The 18,558-nt window shown below is 60.8% G+C and carries 15 protein-coding genes; 10 read left to right on the top strand and 5 right to left on the bottom strand.

What is annotated here, in order from left to right; genetic code table 11:
* Positions 1 to 16: 16 nt before the first annotated feature.
* Complete coding sequence (locus ACR0C3_RS19980) at positions 17 to 2,935, bottom strand: error-prone DNA polymerase (RefSeq protein WP_480760150.1); 2,919 nt, start codon at positions 2,933 to 2,935, stop codon at positions 17 to 19.
* Between the two features lie 110 nt (positions 2,936 to 3,045).
* On the opposite strand from ACR0C3_RS19980, the gene ACR0C3_RS19975 reads away from it, so the two are divergent.
* Positions 3,046 to 3,516, top strand: a complete 471-nt coding sequence (locus ACR0C3_RS19975) for a DUF1203 domain-containing protein (RefSeq protein ID WP_480760149.1) — start codon at positions 3,046 to 3,048, stop codon at positions 3,514 to 3,516.
* Here ACR0C3_RS19975 and ACR0C3_RS19970 read toward each other — a convergent pair.
* The gene (locus ACR0C3_RS19970; RefSeq protein WP_480760169.1) at positions 3,506 to 4,498 is read right to left on the bottom strand and encodes an ABC transporter ATP-binding protein; all 993 of its coding nucleotides are present in this window, start codon (positions 4,496 to 4,498) and stop codon (positions 3,506 to 3,508) included. The genes ACR0C3_RS19975 and ACR0C3_RS19970 overlap by 11 nt on opposite strands.
* Positions 4,499 to 4,585: 87 nt before the next feature.
* Here ACR0C3_RS19970 and ACR0C3_RS19965 point away from each other — a divergent pair, with 87 nt between their 5' ends.
* From ACR0C3_RS19965 to polA, 4 genes are all read left to right on the top strand, one after another.
* Positions 4,586 to 4,765 (top strand): zinc-finger domain-containing protein, encoded by a 180-nt coding sequence (locus tag ACR0C3_RS19965; RefSeq protein ID WP_170379537.1) that lies wholly within the window; start codon positions 4,586 to 4,588, stop codon positions 4,763 to 4,765.
* Positions 4,766 to 4,855: 90 nt separating this feature from the next.
* Positions 4,856 to 5,518: a YrbL family protein gene (locus tag ACR0C3_RS19960; RefSeq protein WP_170640614.1), complete on the top strand. Its 663-nt coding sequence runs from the start codon at positions 4,856 to 4,858 to the stop codon at positions 5,516 to 5,518.
* A 154-nt stretch (positions 5,519 to 5,672) separates the two neighbouring features.
* Positions 5,673 to 6,143: a hypothetical protein gene (locus ACR0C3_RS19955; RefSeq protein WP_480760147.1), complete on the top strand. Its 471-nt coding sequence runs from the start codon at positions 5,673 to 5,675 to the stop codon at positions 6,141 to 6,143.
* Positions 6,144 to 6,213: 70 nt separating this feature from the next.
* Positions 6,214 to 9,012, top strand: coding sequence for a DNA polymerase I (polA, locus tag ACR0C3_RS19950; protein ID WP_480760146.1), 2,799 nt, complete (start codon positions 6,214 to 6,216; stop codon positions 9,010 to 9,012).
* Positions 9,013 to 9,055: 43 nt separating this feature from the next.
* Here polA and ACR0C3_RS19945 read toward each other — a convergent pair whose 3' ends face one another.
* Positions 9,056 to 9,286, bottom strand: coding sequence for a DUF2798 domain-containing protein (locus ACR0C3_RS19945; protein WP_170661806.1), 231 nt, complete (start codon positions 9,284 to 9,286; stop codon positions 9,056 to 9,058).
* 49 nt (positions 9,287 to 9,335) lie between these two features.
* Entirely contained in the window at positions 9,336 to 10,115 is a 780-nt protein-coding gene (locus ACR0C3_RS19940; protein ID WP_419740218.1) for a hydroxypyruvate isomerase family protein, read from the bottom strand.
* 175 nt (positions 10,116 to 10,290) lie between these two features.
* Between ACR0C3_RS19940 and ACR0C3_RS19935 the strand changes: the two genes are divergently transcribed.
* On the top strand, positions 10,291 to 11,232 hold the full coding sequence (locus tag ACR0C3_RS19935; protein ID WP_480760145.1) for a DMT family transporter: 942 nt from the start codon (positions 10,291 to 10,293) through the stop codon (positions 11,230 to 11,232).
* On the opposite strand, the gene ACR0C3_RS19930 is transcribed toward ACR0C3_RS19935, so the two are convergent.
* A complete protein-coding gene (locus tag ACR0C3_RS19930; RefSeq protein ID WP_480760143.1) occupies positions 11,229 to 11,807 on the bottom strand; it encodes a DUF1285 domain-containing protein in 579 nt (192 codons plus the stop codon). The two genes, ACR0C3_RS19935 and ACR0C3_RS19930, sit on opposite strands and share 4 nt — an antisense overlap.
* Positions 11,808 to 11,871: 64 nt before the next feature.
* On the opposite strand from ACR0C3_RS19930, the gene ACR0C3_RS19925 reads away from it, so the two are divergent.
* The 4 genes from ACR0C3_RS19925 to ACR0C3_RS19910 are packed head-to-tail and all read left to right on the top strand — an operon-like array spanning position 11,872 to position 18,549.
* Positions 11,872 to 12,879, top strand: a complete 1,008-nt coding sequence (locus ACR0C3_RS19925) for an AAA family ATPase (protein WP_480760142.1) — start codon at positions 11,872 to 11,874, stop codon at positions 12,877 to 12,879.
* Positions 12,876 to 13,751 carry a DUF58 domain-containing protein gene (locus tag ACR0C3_RS19920; protein WP_170643718.1) on the top strand — a complete coding sequence of 292 codons (876 nt, stop codon included), beginning with the start codon at positions 12,876 to 12,878 and terminating at the stop codon, positions 13,749 to 13,751. The genes ACR0C3_RS19925 and ACR0C3_RS19920 overlap by 4 nt, the downstream gene beginning before the upstream one ends.
* Positions 13,748 to 16,510: a DUF4159 domain-containing protein gene (locus ACR0C3_RS19915; protein WP_480760141.1), complete on the top strand. Its 2,763-nt coding sequence runs from the start codon at positions 13,748 to 13,750 to the stop codon at positions 16,508 to 16,510. Before ACR0C3_RS19920 ends, ACR0C3_RS19915 begins: the two co-directional genes overlap by 4 nt.
* Positions 16,507 to 18,549 carry a hypothetical protein gene (locus tag ACR0C3_RS19910; protein ID WP_480760140.1) on the top strand — a complete coding sequence of 681 codons (2,043 nt, stop codon included), beginning with the start codon at positions 16,507 to 16,509 and terminating at the stop codon, positions 18,547 to 18,549. Before ACR0C3_RS19915 ends, ACR0C3_RS19910 begins: the two co-directional genes overlap by 4 nt.
* Positions 18,550 to 18,558 lie beyond the last annotated feature (9 nt).

The raw sequence follows: 18,558 nt of genomic DNA, 5'->3' as shown, positions 1-18,558 counted from the left end.
ATATCCGGGGCGGAGGTCAGGCAACAGGTGTGGTTTTGTCGCGCGGCTCGGGCGTCAGCAGGTGCCGGATCAAGGCCACCGGATGCGCCTTCAGGCTGAGGCGTGTGGCGACGTAATCCTCGACCACCTGTTCGCCCAATGTCATCTGCGGCAGGTAGGCTTCGGGTTCATCCAACGTCTCGCCTTCCAGATCCTGTGAGAACAGCGGCAGAGGTTTGGCGGTCGCGATCGCCTTGGCCTGCCACAGAGCCTCGCGCCGGGTCAGGTCGCAGGCAGCGAAGGCATCGGCCTCGGCCAGACGTTCGATCACCGACGGCCCCAAGCCTGCGCGACGCCAGACGTCATCCACTTGGGTGTAGCCGTTGCCCCGTGCGGCGGTCAGCCAGCTGGCGTCTTCCTCGCTGAGGCCTTTGATCTGGCGGAACCCCAGCCGCAGGGCCAGCCCGCCATGGCCATCAGGTTCCATCACATTGTCCCAGAAACTCGCATTGATGCAGACCGGCCGCACCTGCACGCCGTGTTCGCGGGCATCCCGCACGATCTGGGCAGGGGCATAGAAGCCCATCGGCTGCGAGTTCAGCAGCGCGCAGGCGAAGATGCCCGGATGGTGGCATTTGATCCAGGCCGAGGCATAGACCAGCAACGCGAAACTGGCCGCGTGGCTTTCGGGAAAGCCATAAGACCCGAACCCTTCGATCTGGGAAAAACAGCGCTCCGCGAAATCCTGCTCGTACCCGTTGCGTTTCATCCCGCGTAAGAACAGCGCGCGGAACTCGCTGACATTACCGTGCTTCTTGAAGGTCGCCAGTGAGCGTCGCAGCCGGTCCGCCTGTTCCGGGGTGAACCCCGCGCCGACAATGGCGATCTGCATCGCCTGCTCCTGAAACAGCGGCACGCCCAGTGTTTTGCCCAGCACATCACCCAGTGCATCCGAGGGGAAGCTGACCTCCTCCTCTCCGTTCCGGCGGCGGATGTAAGGGTGGACCATGTCACCCTGAATCGGGCCGGGGCGGATGATGGCGACCTCGATCACCAGATCGTAGAAATTGCGCGGCCGCATCCGGGGGAGGAAGTTCATCTGCGCCCGGCTTTCCACCTGAAACACCCCAATAGAGTCTGCTTTGCACAGCATATCGTAGACCTCGGGGTCCTCGGGCGGCAGGGTGGCGAGGGTATAGCCGGTCTGATGATGCTGCCCGATCAGGTCGAACGCCTTGCGGATACAGGTGAGCATCCCGAGGCTGAGGACATCGACCTTCAGGATACCCAAGGAGTCGATATCGTCCTTGTCCCAGCAGATGACCGTGCGCCCCTCCATCGTGGCGTTTTCGATGGGGACAAGCTCGTCCAGCCGCCCCTCGGTGATGATGAAGCCACCCACGTGCTGTGACAGGTGACGGGGGAAACCGTCGATCTCATAGACCAGCATTAGAGTCTGTTTTAGCCGTCGATCTTCAGGATCGAGGCCGATTTCACGCATCCGATGCGCCTCAAGCCCTTTGGTCGAGAAAAAGCCCCAGAGCTGTGAGGACAGGGCCGAGATCGTGTCCTCGGTCAGGCCCATGGCGCGGCCGACCTCACGAATGGCGCGTTTGCCGCGATAGTGAACAACCGTGGCGCAGAGGCCCGCGCGTTCGCGGCCGTAGCGGTCGTAGATATGTTGGATCACCTCTTCGCGGCGCTCGTGTTCGAAATCGACGTCGATATCGGGCGGCTCGTCGCGGGCCTCGGATACGAAGCGCTCAAAAACCATCGTGCCCATCTCGGGGCTGACCTCGGTGATGCCGAGGCAGAAACAGACCACCGAATTGGCCGCCGAGCCACGCCCCTGACACAGGATATCGCGTGAGCGGGCGAAGTGGACGATATCCCGGACGGTGAGGAAATAGGGTTCATATTTCAGCTTGCCGATTAGCCTCAGCTCATGGGCCAGCATCTTTTTGGCCTTCTCGGATGCGCCTGCCGGATAGCGCCATTTCAACCCCTCATGCGCCAGGCGGTGCAGGCGTTGGGTCGGGGTTTCCTGTTCGCTGCCTTCGCTGGGGTATTCATAGCGCAGCTCATCCAACGAGAAGGTGAGCTGTTCGCTGAGGTCATGGGCGCGGGTGACGGCCCCCTCGTGACCTTTGAAGATCCGCAGCATCTCTCCCTCGGAGCGCAACCGCTGTTCGCCATTGGCCAGCGCGTCGCGGCCCAGCTCATCCACCTTGCGGCGCAGGCGGATGGCGGTCAGCACATCGGCCAGCTTGCGGCGCGCGCCGTGGTGGATCATCGGCGCGGCACTGGCGAGGGTGGGGATATCGAGTTGCTTTGATTCAGTCTCTAACAAAGAGAAATATGTACTATCTGCGCCATCATATCGAGGGTGCATCAGTAGATGCATCCGCCCACCAAAGCGGCGCGTCAGCTGTTGCGCCTGTGTCCGCCACGCGTTCGCGCCGCCCTTTGACCGGTCTGCTTGTGGCCAGAGCAGCAGGTGGAGGCCGTCGGAAAACTCCAGCAGGTCGGACAGATGCAGGATGCAATCGCCCTTTTCCGCACGCAAGCGGCCTTTGGACAGAATGCGGCACAGGTTCCCCCAGCCTTGCCGGTTCAGGGGCAGAGCGGTGACGGTGGGCGCGTCGGTGAAGATCAGCCGCGCTGCCGGGATCAGGCGCGGCACCGCGTGGATCGGGTACGAGGGCGGTGTGGGGATGTGATCGGGGCAGGGCGGGCCTAGGCTCGTGTTCTGCGCCTCCCACTCCAGCCGTTCACGCACCTTGCGGGCGATCTCGCGGGCTTGGGTATGGGCACGGACGATCCCAGCGACCGAGTTGTCATCGGCAATCGCGATGGCGGGCAGGCCCAGGGTCACGGCACGTTCCATGTATTCCTCGGGGTGGGAGGCCCCTGTGAGGAATGTGAAGTTTGACGTGATCGACAGCTCGGCATACATGGCGAGTCACTATTATATTCACGTTTTGTTCTTTTTCGAGTCCTTTGCGCAGGAACCGGGTCGCTTGCGGCTGATCAGGTGGGCATGGTTAGGAAAAAAGGAGACCCAAAATGTTCAAGATCACCGCACTCCCCACTGACGAAGTCCGCGCCCTGCAGGCGGGTGGGCCGGACGCATATGGCGCCACGCCAGAGCGGGCTGTTTCCACCGGCGCAGGCAATCCCTGTCGTCATTGCTTACAGAACATCCCAGAGGGGCAAGACATGCTAATTTTGGCGCATAGACCTTTTTTAGAGCCACATCCTTATGCAGAAACCGGCCCAATCTTCCTGTGTGCCAAACCATGCGACCGGTATGAAGGCGATGCATTGCCGGAGATCCTGACCTCTTCCCCCGACTACCTGATCAAGGGCTATGGTGAGGATGATCGGATCGTCTATGGCACGGGTGCCATAACGCCAACGGACCAGATCAGGGCCAAAATCGCTGATATCTTTGCCAGACCGGACATCGCTTACATTCACGTCCGATCAGCGCGGAACAATTGCTATCAGGCGCGGATCGACCGGACTAGAGCTTGACCCGGTGCATGCCCCGGCGCGGCTGATCCTTATCCTCGGCCGGGGTGTCATCCGCACGCGATGAGGTAAGCGCAAGGAACACATCCTCGAGGTCTGCTTCTTCGGTTCGAACGTCGCGGATGCGGATATTGGCGGCACGCACCGACTCCAGAACCTGCTCGGCGCTGGTCTGGGCGCTGCGGTACTGCAGCACAAGGCTGCCATCGTCGCGCAAGGTGGCCTCGACACCATCCGTCTTGGGCAAATCGGTGACGGGGCTGTCAGGGGCGATCACCATCGTCCGGCTGTCCATTCGGCCCAGCAGGTTGGTCGTGCTGTCCTGGGTGATCTTTTCACCGTGATTGATGATGGCGATCTCGTCGCACATCTCTTGCGCTTCTTCCAGGTAATGCGTGGTGAGGATGATGGTCATGCCCTGTTCGTTCAGCTTGCGCACATTGGCCCAGAGCATTTGGCGAAGCTCGATATCCACGCCCGCCGTTGGCTCGTCCAGCACCAGGATCTTGGGGTGATGCACCAGTGCCTTGGCCAGCAACAGCCGACGCCGCATCCCGCCGGACAGTGTGCGGGCATAGGCCTCGGCCTTGTCGCTGAGGCCCACCAGTTCCAGAATCTCATCACTGCGGCGTTCAGCTTTGGGCACACCGTAGAGACCGGCTTGAACCTCCAACGCGCCTCGGGGGGTGAAAAAGGGATCGAGATTCAGCTCTTGCGGCATGACACCGATGGCGGCGCGAGACGAGCGTGGGTTCTTGTCCTGATCATACCCCCAGATCGAAACATGGCCGGAAGATTTCACCACCAACCCCGCAAGGATGTTGATCAGGGTCGACTTCCCCGCGCCGTTCGGACCCAGCAAACCAAAGACTGACCCGCGCGGAACGGTCAGGTCAACGCCCTTCAACGCGTGTTTTTCGGGCTGGCCTTTGCCGCCGCGATACGTCTTGCGCAGCCCTTCGATCCTGATTGCCGCATCGCTCATGTGGCTCTTGCCCCCGGTTTGCTCATCGCTCATAAACGCACCTAATGCATGCCCGCGAGGCCGACAACCAGTGAAGGATCGCCAGCCGTGACAATCGAAGCGCCGGAAACGAAGATCGTGGAAACTTCTCGTGTTGCCTGTGATGGCGGCGAAGGCGCTTTGGGACACCCGAGGGTGTGGCTGCAGATTCCGGAAGACACCGGATGGGTCGAATGCCCCTATTGCGATTGCAAATATGTGCTGGCGGATGGACATTCACAAAACTGACGCATAACTGTTACATCAACGGCGGCCGTGGTTGATTTGGCTTTTCATGGCCGGTACAGCCGTTTGTCTACGGTATAAAACGGAACCCAAATGCTCTTTCCAGCGCAGCCTTTACAGCTGTCAGAACAGGATCTTCTGGCACGTGGTGGTCAAAGAAACGTATATGCGTGCCCAGGTCGGCCAGAGCTGCTGATCAAAATCACTAGGCCGCGTAAACGCCCTATTCGGTCGTACACCAAGCGGCTGATCCAGCAGGTGTTTCCCGATGCAAAATATCGTAACGCCCTCAAAGAGATGGAATGCGAGTTGAAGGCGGCCTTGAAAAGCGGCTCTGACATAGCGAAACTACCTGTCGCGCGCGCATTCGGAATTGTTCAGACTGATGTCGGCCCGGGCATTATTGTAGAGCGGATTCAGTCTGAGGATGGGCAACTTGCTCCGCAGCTGTCATCGGTGTGCAAACAGGGCCAGTTGACGGACGACGTTCTGAGCGAACTCAACAGTTTTGTGCATCGGTTGTTTCAGCTTCAGATCGTAGGGCGCGACATCCACCCGGAAAACATTGTCTACGGGCTGCGCAATCAAACCAGAATATTTGTTCTGATTGACGGGTACGGAGAGCGCAATCTGGTTCCTTTGCGCACGCTGAGCCGTCGTTTGAACAACCGTTCGCTTAGCAAGCAGATGCAGTATATCGCTGATCGCACGGGGCTTCTCTGGGACAAGTCGCAGCGGGTCTTCCGCACTACGTGACAGCCCCGATAAATAGGGCGCTGCAGCGGGTGCGGTCTTTTCTATGGTCAGCAAGGCACAAAACGATCCCGAAAAGCTCCTTACCCGCCCTCTGCCCAAATCTTGCCGCGATTGTGATGGTACTAACGTGGTGCAGTCAGCATAGGTGAGTGTGATGACGGACATTTCTGCTACGGATACTGCCCGTCCGGTTTTCGGATGGATCGGGTTTTGTACGGCGTCGGTTGCGTTGTTTGCGGCGCTGTTCGTATTTTGGGCCGGGCCTTTCGCGCCGCAGCAATCCACCGGCGTGTCACTGGGGGAGCTGGCAGCCGAGCTCGGGAAATCCACCCTGCGCGCCGCTGCAGGTCTCGAGCAGCCCGAACCTGTCGCCCAAACCCGCGATCTGGACGATTTCTTGCAAATCGGTGTCGCCATGCTGGGCGGTTTGGCCATTGTCGTCTCTGTTATTGGCATTTTGCGCCATGAACGGATGCGGCCTGCCATCGCCGGAGTGAGTATTGGCGTCGGCGCTATCCTGTTTCAGTTCTTCGCGATGGCGTTTTTTGCTTTCCTAGGCGCGCTGGTCATCATGGCGCTGCTTCACAGTTTCTCGGATGTGTTTGGCGGCCTCTTTGGCGGTTAACTGACGTTCCTCACTGGTCAGTCGCGCGGCCCTGTGGCAGAACCGTCCCTGACCGACAGGGAGCACGCGCATGAGCAATTTCGGAAAAGGATGTCACCTGCATCTTATCGACGGATCGGCCTTTATTTTTCGGGCTTATCACGCGCTGCCTCCGCTGACGCGCAAGTCGGATGGTTTACCGATTGGCGCTGTGTCGGGCTTCTGCAACATGCTGCAGAAATATGTCGAAGGAAATGCAGGACCGGACGCGCCGACCCATGTGGCGGTGATTTTCGACAAGGGCTCGCATACGTTCCGCAACGATCTCTATGACCTCTACAAAGCTAACCGCGAGGCGATGCCCGAGGATTTGCGCCCGCAGATGCCCCTGACCCGTGAGGCGACGAAGGCCTTCAACATCGCCTGCAAAGAGCTTGAGGGCTATGAGGCCGACGACATCATCGCGACGCTGGCCGTTCAGGCGCGTGAGGCTGGTGGGCGCGTGACCATCGTCAGCTCGGACAAGGATCTGATGCAGTTGGTCGGCGGCGGCGTTGAGATGCTGGACGCCATGAAGAACAAACGCATCGACACAGATGGCGTGGTCGAGAAATTTGGCGTTGGCCCGGATCGCGTGGTTGATGTACAGGCGTTGGCTGGGGATAGCGTTGACAACGTGCCGGGGGCCCCTGGGATCGGCGTCAAGACGGCGGCCCTTTTGATCAACGAATATGGTGATCTGGAAACACTGCTGGACCGCGCGGAAGAGATCAAACAGCCCAAGCGCCGCCAGACGCTGATCGAAAAGCGGGATCAGATCGAGCTGTCGAAGAGGTTGGTGCAGTTGGATGAGAACACGCCGCTGGATTTCACTCTCGACGACCTTGAGGTTCAGGACCCTGACCCCGATACCTTGCTGGGGTTTCTGGCGGAAATGGAGTTCCGCACCCTCACCAAACGGATTGCCGACAAGCTAGGGGCTGAGGCTCCGGTCATCGCCGATGCGCCCGCGCCAGTCGCGGAAGAGATTATTGCCGAGGCGATCCCGTTTGACGCGTCGAAATACGAATGCGTGCGGGACGCGGGCGCTTTGCAGAAGTGGATTGATCAGGTCTATGAGCGCGGCTGGGTTGCCGTAGATACCGAGACCACCGGGTTGAACGAAATGATCGCCGATCTGGTAGGCATTTCGCTTTGTATCGAAGCAGGGGAGGCCTGCTATATCCCGCTGACCCATCGCGACGGGTCGGCGGATGATCTGTTCGGCTCGGATGCGCTGGCCGAAGGGCAGATGCCGCTGGATGAGGCTCTAACACTGTTAAAACCGCTGTTTGAAGACCCCTCGATCCTCAAGATCGGGCAGAACATGAAATACGATGCCAAGATCTTTGCGCGCTATGGCATCGAGATCGCTCCGATCGATGACACGATGCTGATGTCCTACGCCATGCATGGCGGTGAGCATGGGCATGGGATGGATACTCTGTCCGAGCGCTATCTGAGCCACACGCCGATCCCGATCAAACCGTTGCTGGGGTCGGGCAAATCGGCGATCACCTTCGACAAGGTCGCAATTGATGAGGCCACGGCCTACGCGGCTGAGGATGCGGATATCACGCTGCGCCTTTGGCAGTTGTTCAAGCCGCAGCTGCATCAGGTTCAGGTGACGACAGTTTATGAAACGCTCGAACGCCCGCTGGTGCCGGTTCTAAAAGAAATGGAGATGCACGGTATCAAGGTGGATCGCGATGTCCTCAGTCGGATGTCGAACGCCTTTGCGCAGAAAATGGCCGGTTTAGAGGCTGAAATTCACGAATTGGCCGGTGAGAACTTCAATGTCGGCTCGCCCGCGCAGTTGGGTGAAATTTTGTTCGACAAGATGGGCCTTGAGGGCGGCAAGAAGGGGAAGACCGGGAAGTACTCGACCGGGGCCGATATTCTTGAGGACCTCGCGACTGAGCATGAGTTGCCCCGCCGGGTGTTGGACTGGCGGCAGCTGTCGAAGTTGAAGTCGACCTACACGGATGCGCTGCAGACCCATATCAACCCCGATACGGGCCGCGTGCATACGTCTTATTCGATCACTGGGGCAAACACGGGCCGCTTGGCTTCGACCGATCCAAACCTGCAGAACATTCCCGTCCGGACCGAGGAAGGCCGTCGTATTCGCGAAGCGTTCATCGCTGAGCCGGGCAATGTGATGGTGAGCCTCGACTACAGCCAGATCGAGTTGCGTATTCTGGCGCATATCGCTGAGATACCGGCGTTGAAGCAGGCCTTTGCAGACGGGCTGGACATCCACGCTATGACCGCGTCTGAGATGTTCGATGTGCCACTGGACGAGATGACGCCGGATATCCGCCGTCAGGCCAAGGCGATCAACTTTGGTGTGATCTACGGCATCTCGGGCTTTGGTCTGGCGCGCAATCTGCGCATTCCGCGGGCCGAGGCGCAAGGGTTTATTGACCGCTATTTCGAGCGTTTCCCGGGTATTAGAGCCTACATGGACGACACGGTCGCCTTCGCCAAAGAGAATGGCTATGTGAAAACCTTGTTCGGACGCAAGATCCATACGCCTGAGATCAACGCGAAAGGGCCTCATGCCGGGTTCTCGCGTCGGGCAGCAATCAATGCCCCGATTCAGGGGACGGCGGCAGATGTGATCCGGCGCGCGATGGTTCGGATGCCTGAGGCGATCAATGGGTTGCCGGCCAAAATGCTGCTGCAGGTCCACGACGAATTGCTGTTCGAAGTCGCCAAAGATGCGGTGGATGAGGTGATCGGCGTTGCGCGGGACGTTATGGAGGGTGCCTCGGACCCTGCCGTGAAGCTAGATGTGAAACTGGTTGTGGATGCCGGTCAGGGGGCGAACTGGGCCGAAGCGCATTAAAAGGCGCTGCTCATCAGGCCCGGCGGACCCTCTTCGCAGCGGGTCAGTCCTGTGGCCTGACCATGCGGTTGACGAACCGTTGCACGGTTGGGCCAAACAGCAAGATTACGGTGAAGGCGATGGGCCAGCAAAAGGCCCATGAGGCCATCCAATCGCTAAGAGTGGACGGGCCAAAGCCGATGGCTTTGACTGTTGCGATCCCGGTGACGATGCAGGACATCAACCCGGACATGATCAGGCTGAACACGGCGCGGGCATAGCGGGCAGGGATCATAAGGCGCTTCCTTGGTATCTACGGTAGGACGGACGGCGCTATTTGCGGATCAGAGATCTGCATTGGCAAGAACTGCCTTATGCATCCAATCCAGGGATGAGCTCGTCAAAGCTGTTGAGGGAGTATATTCCGCACTGACCCATCCTTCATAGCCAGAGACCTCCATCGCCTTAAATAGGGTCTGAAAATCCAGATCTCCGCTACCCGGTTCGGACCTGTGGGGCGCTGCGCCGATCTGGGCGTGGATGACGCGATTGTGAAAACGATCCCAAATCTCCAGCGGATCCGAGTGGATCATCTGTGCGTGAAAGCTGTCATATTGCAGGCCCAGGTTGGGGCGATCCACGCGGTCCAGAACCTCGGCGGCCAAATCGTAGTCGTTAAGGAAATAGTCGGGTTGGGACACTTGGTTCAGCGGCTCGATGGTGAAGGTCTGGCCGGGGGCTGTATCGGCGGCCCATTGCAGGTTGCGAACAAAGCAATCCAGCGCCTCAGGCCCCGATGCATAGCCGGACATGATGTGGATCAGGCCGGGTTTGAGCACATCGGCATAGCGCAAGACGCGGCGGATATCGGATTGGAACCGCGCCTCACCGCCGGGCACGGCGGCATAGCCCGGCTCACCCCCCGTGTAGTTTGGCGGAGGCGCGTTGATCAGCACAAGCTCCAGCCCGTTGGCCAGAAGGGCACGGCGGGTCTCTTTTGCGGCCAGCTCATAGGGGAACAGAATTTCAACGGCTTTGAAGCCCGCCTCGGCCGCAGCCTGGAACCGCTCCAGATATGGGAGTTCGGCAAAGAGCAGGGAGATATTGGCGGCGAATTTGGGCATGAGAGGCCTTTGGGTCGGTGACGCGGCCCAGCTTAGTCCCCCCCGATTTTCTAGGAAAGGGATTGAAAACGACAGATTGTCGAAAATCGACAAGAAGGCAGGCCCAAGTCCAGAGATGTTTGGGCTAATACGGCGAATCATTTTTCTGCGCCGTTCCAACAGAAGGTCCGATCCCATGGCGATGAGCCCTGATCCTGTGCGCGGGAACACTCTTCCTATGTCCACTGGCCGCAGCTCGGCCTTGTCTGGAAACGGTTTGGCTGTGGCGTCCATGCTGACCTGGGCAGCGGGGTTTCCTGCGGCCGAAGTGTTGCTGCAGACCTGGCCTCCGGTCGCGCTGTTCGTGGCGCGCCTGGCGCTAGCAGTGGCGGTCATGGTGCCTTTGTGGTTTCTGATCGACGGGCCAAGCCGGGTTTTACGCGCCCGTTGGGGTCATGCGATGCTTGTTGGCGGGACACTCGGGGCCGGTATGTTCCTGATCATCGTGGCGCAAAAACTGACAGATCCTGTGACCGTCGCCATCATTGCCTCCTGCGCGCCATTGTTTGCCACTCTGATCGAACTGGCAACCGGGGCACGACGGTTGCGCTGGAATTTCGCGCTTGGCGTTGTGGTGTCCATCATTGGCGGTCTGATCGCGACCAGTGCAGTGGCGCCGGCGCAATTGGGTTTGGGCGCGCTCTGCGCGATCGTGTCCACCGGGTTGTTCTGCTGGGCGACTATGGCAACGGCGAGGGACTTTCCCGAGTTAGGCCAGACCGGGCGCAGCACCATCACCTTCTTTGGCGGCATGGTCGTCGCTTTGCTGCTGTTCTTCGGGGCACGTCAAGTGGGTATGGATGTCATGCCAACGGCGCAGATTGATGTTCAACAGATCGGAATGCTTGGGATCTATGCTCTGGTGTCTATGGGCCTCAGCCAAGTTCTGTTTGTCGGATCCGTTGGGAAACTGGGCGTTGCTTTGGCCTCGTTCCACATCAACATCGCACCGTTCTACGTGATGCTGATCATGCTGGTGCTGGGGGAAGAGTGGAACTGGACCCGCGCTTTGGGCGCAGGGGTCGTTGCGGTGGCCGTCGTGCTGGCGCAGGATCGGAGAGTTGCAAAGCCGGCTTAGCCCGGCAGGTCGTCTGATTTGATCAACGGAAAGAAGCGCTGTTTGGACCAAACTCCGAACCAGCCGTCATGGTGGGTTCCCACCTCGACCAGCCGGTAAAAGCTCTTGCGGTCAATCCTGGCCTCAAGCCCGTCGCGGATCACAATGTATGGAGAGGGTTCCTGGGTCCGCGGGTCCATGACAACGCGGATCGGATGATCCAGCCCGGCCACTGCGATATCGCCAACCTTGGTGGTGAAAGCCAGAGCCTGCGCCTGCCCCTCGCCCGAGGCATCGACGTCCACCGCGATGAACGGCGCATCCTCGACGGTGATTCCCACCTTCTCGACTGGGGTCACCAGGTAGTATTTCCCGTCCTCCAGCTTAAGAATTGAGGAAAAAAGCTTCACAAGCTCGAAACGGGTGATGGGCGAGCCTAAATAACTCCAAGTGCCATCTTTGGCGATCCGGATGTCCAGATCACCGCAAAAAGGGGGATTCCAGAGGTGAACGGGGGGTAAACCTTTGGTTTTGGTCGCTTTGATCGAGGCCGCAAGACCGTCAGGGGAAGGTTTCACAGGTTTTTGTCCGCTCATTGCTTTTGCCATTTCCTCTCAGCGCGATAGACTTCATCTATAATAGTCCACGGAAGGGAAAGTCATGTCCGAACCTGCCGACCTCGTGTCCGAGATCGAAGCTTTGGAAAACAAGCTGCAAGAGGCGAAATCCTCGATCACCCGCCGCTTCATCGGGCAGGAGAGGGTCGTGGACCTGACCCTGACGGCGCTGCTGTGCGGGGGGCATGCCCTGCTGATCGGCTTGCCAGGTCTGGGCAAAACCCGACTGGTTGAGACGCTGTCCACCGTGATGGGCCTGCATGGCAACCGTATTCAATTCACGCCCGACCTGATGCCGGCCGATATTCTGGGGTCCGAGGTTCTGGATACAGCCGATGATGGCAGCCGTCATTTCCGGTTTATTTCGGGGCCGATCTTCTGCGAGTTGCTGATGGCGGATGAGATCAACCGCGCCAGTCCGCGGACGCAGTCGGCGTTGCTGCAGGCGATGCAGGAGCGCACGGTGACTGTGGCGGGCGAAGACCGAGTGCTGGGTACGCCGTTCCACGTGTTGGCAACACAGAACCCGATTGAGCAAGAGGGCACCTATCCGCTCCCCGAAGCTCAGCTAGACCGTTTCCTTGTGCAGATCGACGTAGAGTACCCCGATCGGCAGACCGAGCGGGATATCCTGCTGGCCACCACCGGCGTGGGCGAGGACGAGGCGCATCAGATCTTCAGCAAAGAAGAGCTTTTGGCCGCTCAGGTCTTGTTGCGCAGGATGCCTGTGGGGGATTCGGTTGTGGAACTGATCCTCGATCTGGTCCGCGCGTTCCGTCCCGAGGAAGCGGGCGTCTCGGATCGCGTCGCTGAAACCGTTGCTTGGGGTCCCGGTCCGCGTGCGGCGCAGGCGCTTATGATGACTGTTCGGGCGCGGGCGATGCTGCAGGGGCGTCTGGCGCCGAACGCCGAGGACGTTCTGGATATGGCCCGCCCGGTTCTCAGCCACCGGATGGCTCTGAATTTTGCGGCACGTGCACGGGGCGACAGTTTGGCCGATCTGATCGATAGCACTGCGGCTGGCCTGATCCGCACTGAGGCTGCGGCGTGAATGCTGCGCTGACCCTTCGTCAACGTTCCGAGGCCGAAGCGTCCCGGCTGCCGCCTTTATTGGCGCGCGCCGAGCATCTGGCAGGCACTGTTCTGTTGGGTGACCATGGTCGGCGGCGATCCGGCATGGGGGACGACTTCTGGCAATATCGTCCCGCTCAGATCGGAGACAGCCGCCGGATGATCGACCACCGCCGCTCGGCGCGCGGGGATCAGCAATTCGTGCGCGAGCGCGAGTGGCAGATCGCGCAATCGGTCATGCTGTGGGTCGATCAGGGGGCCTCAATGCGCTTTGCGTCGGATAAGGCGCTGCCCTCCAAGGCGGATCGCGCCCGGCTGCTGGGTCTGGCGACCGCGATCCTTCTGGTGCGCGGGGGGGAACGTGTTGGCCTGACGGGAACAACCCTGCCGCCCCGGCGCGGGAACGCACAGATCATTCGTTTGGCGCAGGCCTGGTCTGAGGACTCGGAGGTCGACTACGCGCCACCGGAACACCGCGCCATGATCCCGCATGCCCGCGCGGTGTTCATCTCGGATTTTCTTGGCCCAATGGATGAGGTTGAACTGGCCCTGACCAAAGCCGCAGATCGCGGCGTTCGGGGCGTTTTGTTGCAAGTCCTCGATCCGGGGGAAGAGACGTTTCCCTTCGCGGGTCGCACCATTTTTGAAAGCGTCGGCGGCACCGTTCGGCATGAAACGCTGAAGGCCGGAGAGCTGCGCGACCGTTATTTGGACCGCCTCGCCGCACGCAAGGATGCGCTGACGCATCTGTGTCGCGCAACCGGCTGGCAGTTGGGTTTGCACCACACCGGTGACAGCGCGCAATCGGCTCTATTGTGGCTCTATCGTGCGCTGGACGGGGGTGTTCAATGACCGTTTTGGCGGGCATCGGCTTCACCGCGCCATGGGTGTTGTTGGGTCTGCTGACCCTGCCGATTCTGTGGCTGATCCTGCGCGCGGTCCCACCCGCGCCGATCCGTCGGATGTTCCCTGCGGTCACACTGTTGCTGGGCCTCAAAGACGACGAAAGCGTATCGGACCGGACACCCTGGTGGTTGCTTTTGCTGCGGATGCTGGCGGCAGCAGCAATAATCATCGGGTTGGCTGGCCCAGTGCTGAATCCGTCGCGTGATCAGACGGGCACGGGTCCCCTGATGTTGGTGCTGGATGCAAGCTGGGCCGGGGCCACGCGCTGGTCGTCAACGCTAGACCAGATCGACGCGCAATTGACCGAAGCCGGACGGGCGGGCCGCCCCGTCTCGATCCTGCGCCTGACCGAGCCGGAGCCGCCCGTGTTCCAGGCGGCCGAGGCGTGGCGCAACCGTTTGCCGGGCCTTGTTCCGAACCCGTGGCAGCCGACCGAAGATCAGGTTGATCAGGTCATCGCCGCACTGGATCAGGTCGAAGGTGGGTTTGATACGCATTGGTTCAGCGACCGCTTGGGATATGAAAAACACTCAGAGTTAGTGTCTGAACTGCAGTCCCGCGGGCAGGTCACCGTCTACCGCTCGAACGCGGCGGCGCTGGCGCTTTTGCCTGCCGTTTATCAGGACGGAGTCATTCAATTGACCGCATTGCGGGCCGAACCGGGCCCGGAGGAGAGCGTGACCGTTCTTGCGCAAGGCCGTGACCCGGCGGGCACGGCGCGGGTACTGCAATCGGCCGTGATCACGTTCGCAGCTGGCGAGACCCAGGCACAGATCGACCTCGCCCTGCCGTCGGAGCTGCGCGCCCGGATCACACGGTTTGAGCTGCAGGGCCAGCGCTCAGCCGGAGCCGTGACGCTGACCGATGACAGCTTGCGGCGGCGCGAGGTTGCGCTGATTGCCGGAACCCTCAACCGCGAGGGGCTGGAGCTGTTGTCGCCGCTGCACTACCTGACGCAGGTTCTGATCCCCACCGCCGATTTTGTCGAGGGCGGCCTGCCTGAGGTTCTGCCCGCCAACCCGGATGTGATTGTCCTGTCGGACGTCGCCCAGATCTCGGGCCCGGAAGAGGTTGCTCTGATCGAATGGGTCGAGCAGGGCGGTCTGTTGCTGCGGTTTGCGGGGCCTCGCATGGCGGCCAGCGATCTGGGGCGCGATGAAGAGGATACGCTGCTACCCGTTCGTCTGCGCAGCGGCGGGCGCACCGTTGGTGGCGCGATGAGCTGGGGGGAATCCAAGACATTGGCACCCTTCCCCGAGGCCTCGCCTTTCTACGGGTTGCAGATACCGAATGACGTGACCGTGTCGACGCAGGTTATGGCGCAACCAGACCCTAACTTGGCCGATCGCGTGATTGCGTCGCTTTCGGACGGCACCCCTCTGGTCACGCGCAAGGCGCTGGGCTTGGGGCAGGTTGTCCTGTTCCATGTGACGGCAGATGCGGAATGGTCCAGCCTGCCGCTGTCTGGCCTGTTTGTGGAAATGCTGGATCGTCTGGCCGTCGCCTCAGCCGCGAAATCGCGTCAGGTCGCGCAATTGGAGGGCACCACGTGGGAGCCGGTCCAGATCATGGATGGGTTCGGAGCATTGTCCGATGCCGGTACGCTGGCGGGTGTGAATGGGGTCGAGCTGGTGTCAGGGCAGATCGGGCCCGACCTTCGTCCTGGCCTCTATGAAAGCGGGAAGCAAAAGCTGGCGCGGAATGTGCTGTCCGAAGAGACGACGCTCGGCCCCGTTGTCTGGCCCGCAGATGTGCCGATCCGTGGGCAGGAGGCCTCAACCGAGACGCCCTTGGGAGGAATACTTCTGAGCCTCGCATTGATCCTTTTGACCGTGGACGTAGTCGCGTCTCTGGCCTTGTCGGGCCGATTGGGTCTGGCCAAGGCGGCGGCGATGGCCATGGGGGCCGTGCTGCTGGCGCCCGAGGCGCAGGCGCAGACGCCCGATGAGACCGACTTTGCCCTCGCCGCGACACATGAACTGGTTTTGGCGCATGTGCTGACGGGCGACAGCCAGGTGGACGACATCGCACAGGCTGGGTTGCGAGGATTGGCTCAGACGTTGAACTACCGCACTTCGGTTGAACCCGCTGCGCCGATTGGCGTTGATCTGGAACGGGACGAGCTGGCCTTTTTCCCATTGCTCTACTGGCCCATCACGCAGGATCAGCCGCGCCCTTCGGATGAGGCATATGCCAAGCTGAATGCCTATCTGCGCTCGGGCGGTATGATCCTGTTTGACACGCGCGATGCGGATATCGCAGGGTTCGGTGCCTCCAGTCCCAATGGGCGAAAGCTACAGCAACTGGCTGCGCCGCTGAATATCCCCGCGTTAGAGCCGATTCCGAACGATCATGTGCTAACGCGGACCTTCTATCTTCTGCAGGATTTCCCTGGCCGCTACGCAGGAACAGATGTCTGGGTCGAGGCCGCTCCGCTGGATGCGGAACAGATCGAAGGGATGCCCTTCCGCAACCTCAACGACAACGTGACGCCCGTGGTGATCGGTGGCAATGACTGGGCCGGGGCCTGGGCGGTTGATCGAAACGGGCAGGCCCTCCTCCCCGTCGGGCGTGGCTATGCGGGGGAGCGTCAGCGCGAGCTGGCCAATCGCTTTGGGGTCAATCTGGTGATGCATGTGCTGACCGGTAACTACAAATCCGATCAGGTCCATGTGCCTGCTCTGCTGGACAGGTTGGGACAATGACCGGAACCGTTATCTTTGATCCGCTGATCCCGTGGCCTGTTCTGCTTGTGGTTGCCTCGATCGCTGTTGCTGGCGTGGTCTTGGCGGTCTGGCGGGGATTGTCCGGATGGGCGTTGCGTGGGTTGGCCGTGTTGGTAGTGATCGCGGCACTTGCCGGTCCGGTCTATCAGGTCGAAGACCGCGCGCCACTGACAGATATCGTTCTGATGATCGAGGATGAAAGCGCCAGCCAGACGCTCTCGGACAGGGCCGACCAAACCGCCCAAGCGGCTGAGGCCTTGGCGGCCGAGATCGAGTCGCGTGACAATACCGAGCTGCGCCGCATCCGCGTGGGCGACGGCGATGGCGACAAAGGCACGCAGGTGCTGGCCGCGGTGAATGCGGCCCTGGCCGAGGAGCCGCGCGCGCGGGTGGCCGGTATCCTCGTGGTCTCGGACGGGATCGTACATGACGTTGATCAAGCACCTGACCTGCCCGCGCCGTTGCACCTTTTGCAGACCGGGCGTGAGAGCGACTGGGACCGCAGGCTCATCGTCCGCAACGCGCCTGCCTTTGCCATCATCGGTGAACCCGTAACCCTGACCCTGCGCGTCGAAGACAGCGGGGCGGCTCCGGGCGGGGCCACCAGCGCGCCGCTTGAGATCTCGGTTGACGGGGGCGAGCCAGAGGAATTCCGTATTCCAATTGGCGTGGATGTTGAACTGCCCATCTCACTGCCACACGGGGGGCGGAACGTCATCCAGTTCACGGTTCCGGAGGCCGAAGGCGAGCTGACCGATCGCAACAATACCGCATTGATCCAGATGAACGGCGTGCGCGACCGTCTGCGCGTTCTGCTGGTGTCGGGCGAGCCGCATCCCGGCGGGCGCACCTGGCGCAACCTGCTGAAATCCGACAGCTCGGTCGATTTGGTGCATTTCACAATTCTACGCCCACCTGAGAAGCAAGACGGTGTCCCGGTGGATGAACTGTCTCTGATCGCCTTCCCGACACGCGAACTGTTTCTGGAGAAGATCAACGATTTCGACCTGATCATCTTTGATCGTTACAAACGCCGGGGCATCTTGCCTGCGATCTATCTGGATAACGTGGCCGATTATATCGACAACGGGGGCGCTGTGTTGATCGCCGCAGGCCCTGATTTCGCCACCGCGGATAGCATCTTCCGCTCGCCCCTCGCGGGCAGTCTTCCGGCGCAACCGACGGCACGGGTGATCGAAGAGCGCTACGTCCCCATGGTTAGTGATCTGGGGCATCGGCACCCTGTGACTACCAATCTGGGCGATTCCGAGGATTGGGGTGCATGGCTGCGCCAGATCGATGTGAATGAACGCTCGGGCCAGGTGCTGATGACCGGCCTTGAGGACCGGCCGCTATTGGTATTGGACCGGGTGGGTGAAGGGCGAGTAGCCCTGCTGGCGTCAGACCACGCCTGGCTATGGAGCCGGGGTTTTGAAGGCGGCGGGCCTCAGCTGGAATTGCTGCGACGACTGGCCCATTGGATGATGAAAGAGCCCGAGCTTGAGGAAGAAGCGCTTTGGGCCGAGGCTAACGGCCAGTCGATGCGCATTATTCGCCAGACCCTCGAGGAAGAGGTCGGACCGGTCACGATCACCCGGCCCAATGGTGAAACGCTTGAGATCATCCTTGAAGAGGTTTCGCCCGGACGGTTCGAAGCGCAGTATTTCGGACCCGAGATTGGCCTCTATCGCCTGCAGGAGGGCGATTTGATGGCCGTGATCGGACTGGGACCCGCTGCCCCGAAAGAGTTTGAGCGTACGATCGCAACCGGCGACGTGCTGGAACCTGTGATCAACGCCATGCGCGGTGGCGTAATCCGGCTGGAAGAGGGTTTGCCCTCAATCCGCAACGTTCGCGCCGGGCGTCCGGCGGCGGGGCGTGGCTGGATCGGCCTAACCCCGCGCGAGGCCTATGAGACACGGGACGTTACCCAAGCCGGACTGCTGCCGCCGTGGCTGGTACTGCTGCTGGCCGGTGGCTTCCTGTTGGGCGGTTGGCTGCGCGAAGGCCGTCGCTAGATCGCTTCG

It is taken from the genome of Ruegeria sp. CK3 (genome assembly GCF_056536565.1).
This window is presented reverse-complemented; position numbering and strand designations above follow the sequence as displayed.

Bases quoted from the DNA above. Each gene is read 5' to 3' on its own strand.
- ACR0C3_RS19930 (WP_480760143.1), bottom strand. From the start codon at position 11,807: ATGAGCGGACAAAAACCTGTGAAACCTTCCCCTGACGGTCTTGCGGCC.
- ACR0C3_RS19955 (WP_480760147.1), top strand. From the start codon at position 5,673: ATGACGGACATTTCTGCTACGGATACTGCCCGTCCGGTTTTCGGATGG.
- ACR0C3_RS19970 (WP_480760169.1), bottom strand. From the start codon at position 4,498: ATGAGCGATGCGGCAATCAGGATCGAAGGGCTGCGCAAGACGTATCGC.
- ACR0C3_RS19910 (WP_480760140.1), top strand. From the start codon at position 16,507: ATGACCGGAACCGTTATCTTTGATCCGCTGATCCCGTGGCCTGTTCTG.
- ACR0C3_RS19980 (WP_480760150.1), bottom strand. From the start codon at position 2,935: ATGTATGCCGAGCTGTCGATCACGTCAAACTTCACATTCCTCACAGGG.
- ACR0C3_RS19915 (WP_480760141.1), top strand. From the start codon at position 13,748: ATGACCGTTTTGGCGGGCATCGGCTTCACCGCGCCATGGGTGTTGTTG.
- ACR0C3_RS19945 (WP_170661806.1), bottom strand. From the start codon at position 9,286: ATGATCCCTGCCCGCTATGCCCGCGCCGTGTTCAGCCTGATCATGTCC.
- ACR0C3_RS19960 (WP_170640614.1), top strand. From the start codon at position 4,856: ATGCTCTTTCCAGCGCAGCCTTTACAGCTGTCAGAACAGGATCTTCTG.
- ACR0C3_RS19975 (WP_480760149.1), top strand. From the start codon at position 3,046: ATGTTCAAGATCACCGCACTCCCCACTGACGAAGTCCGCGCCCTGCAG.
- ACR0C3_RS19935 (WP_480760145.1), top strand. From the start codon at position 10,291: ATGGCGATGAGCCCTGATCCTGTGCGCGGGAACACTCTTCCTATGTCC.
- polA (WP_480760146.1), top strand. From the start codon at position 6,214: ATGAGCAATTTCGGAAAAGGATGTCACCTGCATCTTATCGACGGATCG.
- ACR0C3_RS19940 (WP_419740218.1), bottom strand. From the start codon at position 10,115: ATGCCCAAATTCGCCGCCAATATCTCCCTGCTCTTTGCCGAACTCCCA.
- ACR0C3_RS19925 (WP_480760142.1), top strand. From the start codon at position 11,872: ATGTCCGAACCTGCCGACCTCGTGTCCGAGATCGAAGCTTTGGAAAAC.